We start from the raw sequence: 6998 nt of genomic DNA on the forward strand, positions 1-6998 counted from the left end.
GGGGGGCGCTCGCCTGCCCCTTCACCTCCGGGGCCGCACCCGGCCCGGGCGCGACCGGCTCCGGATTCGTCCCGTCCTCCGGCGGCCCATCGCCCGTCCGTGGCGCGTGGGCGAGGCCCGCCGCCCGGAACAGGGCGCTCGTCAACAGCGGCTGCTCGGCCCGGAGCCAGCGCTCGAAGCGGTCGGAGGCGCCGTCGGCCTCGGCCTGCGCCCGCAGGTCGCGCAGGCCGACGAAGATCCGCAGGTCGTCGTCGGAGGGATCGATCAGCCGGCCGCCGGCCGCCGTGAAGGCGTCGAAGAGCTGCTTCGTCTTGGACCCGCCCGGCATGGGGCCGCGCCGGACCAGCAGCAGTTCGCGGTCGGGAATACGGGGCGAGATGCCGGAGGCGGTCAGCGCCGCCCGCAGGCGGGCCTGGAACGCGATCGCGTTCTGGTGCTGGAGCGCCCGGTAGCAGACGTGGCGCTCGCGGTCGTTCTCGTCCCGGTGGATGAAGGTCAGGCGCCCGTGCAGGGGCGGAATCTTCTGGTCGGGTTCGCCCTTGCTGGCCACGTCGAGGGTGTCGTCGGGGTCGTCCTCCAGGGCGTAGATGTCGAAGGCGTCGCGCAGGAGCTGGCCGAGCCAGGAATCCTCGTCGCTGTCGATCCCCGCGATGTCGGCCGCGCGGCAGGCCGCCGGCAGGTCGAAGTCGGTGCCGGGTGGCGGCGGCGGCGCCACGTTCGCGTCGATGAGCGAGGTGCAGAGGCCAACCGTCTCCGTCGCGAGGCAGTGCCGACGGAAGGCGTCGCAGCGCATCAGCAGGGTGCGGGGCATCATGCCGAAGGCCGCGGCATCCGCGATCGCCTGCTCGCCGAACGGCCAGGTCGGGGTGGCTGCCGTGAAGCCCGCCTCCGCATAGGCCGGCGCCAGCCGTCCGGCGATCAGGGCGGAGGCGGCCGCGCGCTCGTTCATGCCCGTCAGGGCCTGGGGCTGGCCGAAGCGCTCGCGCATCGACCGCAGGCCCCGCGTCTCGAGGCGGTCCCAGGATTCCTGCAGGCAGGTCACCACCGTCATGCTGCGGTCGCAGACGATGCTGAGTTCGAGGAGCCCCGCCGAGAGAACCTCCGTGAGGCTGGTCTCCGGCTCCAGGCCGTCGCCGGCGGCGAGCCGGCTCGCATCGATGATGCCGTCGATCTGGTCGACGGCGATCAGCGTGGGGCCGCCGAGCGCCATGATCCAGCAGATGCCGCGCACCACCTCGACGGGGGCGGGCGGCGGCGTCCTGAAGCCGAGGGCGGTGCGCTCGGCCGGGTCGGCCTCGTAGCCCTGGAGCCAGGCATGGGCGAGGCCGACGGCCCCGAAATCCTGCGAGCGCAGCAGGCAGAGGGCGCGGAACACGTCGAGATGCTTGAGGGCGCGGCCCGCGTCGACCCGCATCAGGGCCTGGACCAGAACGTCGACGATCCGGCGCGCATCCATGTTCGGCGTGTTGAAGGCCGCCTCCACCTGGGTCTCCACGCCGAAGCGCCGCGCCACGCCCGCCAGCACCGCATCCGATTGCCGCCGTCCATCCGGCATCGCCTGGAGGAGCGCGGTGACGAAGCTCAGCGCCGCGCTGCGCCAGAAATCCGTCAGCCCCAGCACGTCGAGGGGCACGAACCAGGCGCCCCTGCGCCACGCCTCGCGCCGGAGCTGCCCGACGAGGTGGGTCTTGCCGACACCGGACTGACCGACGAGGACGCGGCCCGGCGCCCGGTCCGCTGGCTGGCGCGCCTTGTCGTGCAGGTCGGCGACGATCTCGGGAACGAACCGCTCATTGGGGCCGCCGGTCGGCTCGGTGTCGATCCAGATGCTGTCGAGGGTGCGCACCCAGTCGAAATCCACCCGCCGGAGGGCGTCGAGGGCGTCGCTCATGACTGGATCCAGAGGATGTGGAAGGGCTCGCCGGCCGGCGCGTAGGCGGCCGCGCGCTCGGCGGCGTCGAGGGATTTCGGATCGCTGAACTGGCTCAGGCGCGCGGTCGCGTCCCCGCGCAGGATCGCGGCGAGGCCCTCGTCCAGGGTTTCGCGGTCGAGGTCGGCGAGTTCTTCGCGCAGGGCGCTGAGACGCACGGCCTTGGCTCGTTCTCCACCCGTGAGGGCGAGGTAAGCCGCCTCGATCCGGGCACGCATCGCCTTGGCCGTGGGACGCTTCGGCGCCGCCCGTTTGGGAGCCGGGCGCTTGAGGGCGGGTTCCGGTTCGGGCTCCGGCGGAGGCGGGCCGACGAGGTCGGCGAGGGTTCCGCCGGTGGCTTCGAGATGCCCGTTCAGGCGCTCAAGCCAGTCCTGCAGCACGCGAAAGCTCGGCGGCAGGGGATCGCGCAGATGCGCGCCGGCCCAGGCCCAGCCCTTGTCGGTGACGGTGAGGCGCTGGGAGCGGCCTTGCCGGCGGGCCTCGACGTACCCCGCCTTCAGGAGCGCCTCGCGGTCCAGCTTTCCGATCTTCGGTGTGAGGGTGCTCTGGAGAGCGGTTCCGCAACGTCCCAGCAGGCACCACAGGACCAGCGCCTGCTTGGGCGTCGGCGTCTCGCTCATCGGATCGTTTCCCCTCGTGGGCGCCGTCGCAGGTCGACGACGGCGCGAATCTTCTCGATCGCCAGCGGGAGGTCGGCGGCGATCTGTGCGTTGGTCAACCTGAGGACGAGGTAACCGGCCATCAACAACGTGAAGTCACGGTGGCGGTCGTCGCCGAACTTCGGTTCGGCGCGGTGCTCGGGACCGTCGAGTTCCACGACGATGCGGTGGGCGGGGCAGAGCAGGTCGACCCGTGGCCGCGCTCCCCAGGGGCCGACGGGCACCGGCGCGTTGCACAGGAAGAGGCCTGCCAGGTCGGCATCCCACGCCAGGGCGGCCGCGACGCACTGCTCGGCGGCGCTGGCATGATGGGCGCCCGTGGCCGGCGCGATGAAGCGCGCGCCGGCCGCCCGGGGAGGCCGGGCCAGTTCCACGGCACCGTAGAGGATGCGGTCGTATGGCGCGGCCGGGGGCGGGGGCACGCTGAGCGTCGCCACATTCGCCGCCCCGTGCCGGGCGCACCATTCCACCGCCTCGATCACGGGTGCCGCCCGCGCGCCCGAGGCCGGGTCGACCTCCCAGACCAGGATGGGGCCGGCCGGTTCGACCGCCCGCAGGAGCCGCGTGAATTCGAGGTCCCGCGCCATGCGCCGGAACCGAGGCGCGCGCTCGGCCCGGACGCACTTGGCCGCCGCCTTGCGCCAGGGATCGGGGTTCGTTCCGGGAACGGAGGTGCCGGGATCGTCCGGCGGCCATCCGGCCAGCGCGAGGTCGGCGAGATCGTCGAGGACCCGATCGAGAATCGCGGCGGTGGAAAGGCCCTCGCCCGCGACGAGGAGCGCGCCGCGGCTGCGCTCGGGGATCTCGTCGAGGATGTCCCCGATGCCGTCCGGGCCGAGACCCAGGACGGTCAGGCGCGCGCCGCGCGTCAGTCCGACGATCCGCTGCGCCAGGAACTCCGGTGTCAGGCGCGGCCAGGAGGCCGGGCGGGAAGGGGGCGTCGCGTCCAAATCAAGCCCGTGCGCAGCCGGTCAGGTGGCGCGACACCACCACAGATCGCAGTGGCCGTCTATGGCACAAGACAGAGAGCGAGATAGGTTCGCGTCAGGGGCGAACGCCTGTAGCGCTGGCCCAGCTCGGATTGCCGGACCGGCGCGACGGGGCGATCCCGCGCCGGCTCGGGCGCGGTCCTGCGTTCGTGCGCCGATGCAACCCGGAGGAGTGGTTGGCCTCTCCTGGGATGTGGCCGCCCCTCCACGTTCGGTGCGCTCAAGGGTTGTGGCGTGGCCGAGGCCCGGGTCCGGATGGGCGCATCCGCGCGATTGTTTCCCGGCGCGACTGTTTCTTGGCGCGGTCGGACCGCCGGTCCGCCTTCCCGCGGGTGAAAGCTCCGGCGATCCCGCCCGGTCGCTCAGGCCGCGTGCACCCATGCAGGCTCGGCCCCGCTCCGCGGCGGGGGCGCTGGTCGGCCGATGAAGTAACCCTGGACCGCGTCGCAGCCGATCGTGCGCAGAAGGGCGAGTTGATCCGAATTCTCCACGCCCTCCGCGAGGGTGAGGACGTTCATGTCCCGTCCCATCTGCGCCACGGCCCGGATCACGGCCAGCGAGTGCTTGTCCTCGAGCGCCGAGGCCACGAAGCTCCGGTCGATCTTGATCCGGTCGAGGGGCAGGTCCCTCAGGTGGGCGAGGGACGAGTAGCCGGTGCCGAAATCGTCCATCGCGATCCGGATGCCGAAGGTCCGCAGGGCGGCCAGCGTGTGCGCGACCTGACGGCCGTCCTCCACCAGGGCGGTCTCCGTGAGTTCGATTTCCAGGCGGTGCGGTGGCAACCCGCTTCGCGCCAGGGCCCCCGTCACGTGGGCCAGGATGTGCGGCGAGCGCAGCTGCACCGCCGAGACGTTGACGGCGACGTGCTGGTCGGCGGGCCAGCCGGCCGCTTCCCGGCAGGCCTGTTCCAGCACCCATTGCCCGATCGGCACGATGCAGCCGTTCTCCTCCGCCAGCGGAATGAACTCGGCCGGAGAGACCAGCCCCCGGGTCGGATGCGTCCAGCGGATCAGCGCCTCGAAGGCCACGATCGAATCGTCCGCCAGGGACAGGATCGGCTGGTACAGGAGGTGGAACTGACCTTGCGCGAGGGCGCTCCGCAGGGCGTTGTCGAGCTGTCCGCGCTCGGCGAGCGCCTCGATCATCCCGGGCTGGTAGGAGATCGCCCGGCCGCGCCCGCGGCGCTTGGCCTCGTCGAGGGCGATGTCGGCGCGCTGCATCAGGTCGTCGGGCCCGGTGCTGTCGCGGCGGCTGCAGATGCCGATGCTGCAGCCGACCACGACCGTCATGCTGTCCAGGGTGTGGGGCCGCTCGACCGCCTGGACGATGCGGTCGGCCAGGGCTTCGGCCTCGGAAACCCCGCCCGCCACCAGCAACGCGAGTTCGTCCCCGCCGTGCCGGGCGATGAAGCCGCCGTCGAGCAGGTGCCGCAGCCGGTCCGCCACCGCGATCAGGAGCTTGTCGCCGACCGCATGACCGAAGGTGTCGTTGACCGACTTGAAGCGATCGAGATCGATCAGCAGCAGCGCGAAGGGCGCGCCATCCGCATGGCTCGCGAGCATGCGCTCGCTCAGCGCGCGCCGGTTCGCGAGCCCCGTCAGCGGATCGTGATAGGCGAGATGCGAGATCTCCTTCTCGGCGAGCCGGTCCCATGTCACGTCGTCGACCGTGAGGATGGCGCCGTCCCGGACCGGCTGGCAGGAGACCGACAGGATGCGGCCATCGTCGAAATGATGCTCGGCCCGCGATTCGCGATCCGAGCGCAGCCAAAGGCGATGCGTGTCCAGGGATCGGGCGACGCGCTCGGCGTCCCAGCCGTTGGCCGCGCCCATCTCCGTCACGAAGCGCTCCAGGGACATGCCCACTGTCATCGTTTCGGGTTCGAGCCGCAGCATCCTGCAGAGGCGCTGGTTGTAGAGTTCGATCACCTGGTCGGACGAGATCTTCAGGAGCCCGTTCGACATGTTCTGCAGCGCGGTCGCGAGCACGGTCAGGTGCGTGGCCTCCTGCGCCTCGAAGCGGCGGGTCGCCGCGAGGGCGATGAAGGCGCCGATGATCAGGACCGCGGCGCCCGCCGCCGTCAGGACGCTCAGCGCCATCTGGATGTTCGACGACGCGTCGCTCGCGAGGCGGCCTTCCACGACGGTGCCCGCCAGGGAGGTGAAGTGCGTGCCGCAGACCGCGGCGACGATGAGCGGGCAGGCGACGGCATAGGACGGCTTGCGGGCGGGCAGCGCGCGCGTGAGGGCCATCAGGGTGGCGCCGACCGCGCAGGCCAGCCCGTTGGTGGCGAGCGACTGTGTCTGCGTGCAGCCGTCCAGCGACAGCATGCCGGTGATGTGCATCGCCCCGATCCCGAGACCCGCCACCCCGCCGAGGAGGGCGCGCGCCGACCGGGCCGCGGGCAGGGCCGAGAGGCCCAGGGGCGTGCCGACGGCGAGGATCGCGATCAGGCCGGAGAGCAGGGTCGTGACGAGATCGTATCCGAGGACGATATCGGTCCGGTAGCCCAGCATCGCCATGAAATGCGTCGTCCACACGCCGACGCCCGCGACGATGGCCGTTCCGGCGAGCCACCTGCCACGCCGCCCCGCTACGGAGCATTCGGCCTTGTAGAGGAAGTGGACCGTCAACCACGCGCTCAGGGCGCAGATCGTCGCGGCGGCGAGAACGAAGCTGATCGCCTGACTGCCCAGGAGTGTGACGAGCGTGAGAGCCATGCGCGTGTCATGGACGAGCAAGGATTTGTGCTTCGTCAACGTTCAGCCTGAACGGTGCGTTAAGGGCTGTGGATCGCAAGCCAACGTCCGACGTTGCCGGTCGGCGAAAAGACCATGCCCTTCGCGGGCCCGGGAAGCCCCCGTCCCAGGCGCCACGCCGGGGCGTCGCCCAGCGTGCGCATCCCTGTCGCCCGTCCGGTGGACAGTCAGGCACCGGACGGAGGCCCCATCAATCGTTGGCCGCGGGGATCGAGAGCGGCGGCGTCTGCTGGTGCTGCACGACGCGCCAGACCTCGTGTGAGAGGCGCCGGTAGGTGGACGTACAATTCGCCTCGTAGGTCTCGTTCTCCCGCGCGGCCTTGGCGTGGTACGCGATGACGATCAGGCCTTCCTGGGGGCGCGAGATCCGGCCCTTGGACAGTTCGATCGAGGACCAGCGCGGCGTGTCGGCGACGGCCTCGATGGCCTGGGTGCCGCTGAGCACGAAGGGCGGCGTCGGCAACACCATCAGGCATTCTTCATCGACCAGTTCCCGGTAATGGTCGGGGTCACCGGTCCAGAGGCTCTTCTCGAACGACCACACGCGATCATCATCCATCTTGCTGTCCTCGGGTGTCGGATTGTCGAGGATGACGCGGCCGGCGCAGGCTTCGTTCCGTGGGTCGCCCTGCGCGATGGCGTCCCGCCTCGTTCGCCCTAG

The 6998-nt window shown here is 71.4% G+C and carries 5 protein-coding genes; all 5 read right to left on the bottom strand.

Annotated elements, in window-relative coordinates; all coding sequences use genetic code 11:
- The coding region (locus K2X24_RS08565; RefSeq protein WP_292496782.1) for an ATP-binding protein at positions 1–1891 on the bottom strand (1891 nt) is incomplete at its 3' end.
- Positions 1888–2550: a hypothetical protein gene (locus K2X24_RS08570; RefSeq protein ID WP_292496784.1), complete on the bottom strand. Its 663-nt coding sequence runs from the start codon at positions 2548–2550 to the stop codon at positions 1888–1890. The genes K2X24_RS08565 and K2X24_RS08570, both read right to left, overlap by 4 nt.
- A complete protein-coding gene (locus K2X24_RS08575; RefSeq protein ID WP_292496786.1) occupies positions 2547–3539 on the bottom strand; it encodes a DUF559 domain-containing protein in 993 nt (330 codons plus the stop codon). Before K2X24_RS08575 ends, K2X24_RS08570 begins: the two co-directional genes overlap by 4 nt.
- Before the next feature lie 401 nt (positions 3540–3940).
- Positions 3941–6298, bottom strand: a complete 2358-nt coding sequence (locus K2X24_RS08580; RefSeq protein WP_292496788.1) for an EAL domain-containing protein — start codon at positions 6296–6298, stop codon at positions 3941–3943.
- 229 nt (positions 6299–6527) lie between these two features.
- The coding region (locus K2X24_RS08585) for a DUF4440 domain-containing protein (protein WP_292496789.1) at positions 6528–6998 on the bottom strand (471 nt) is incomplete at its 5' end.

Origin of the sequence: Methylobacterium sp. (assembly GCF_019750675.1) — a bacterium.
Classification (GTDB): Bacteria; Pseudomonadota; Alphaproteobacteria; order Rhizobiales; family Beijerinckiaceae; genus Methylobacterium.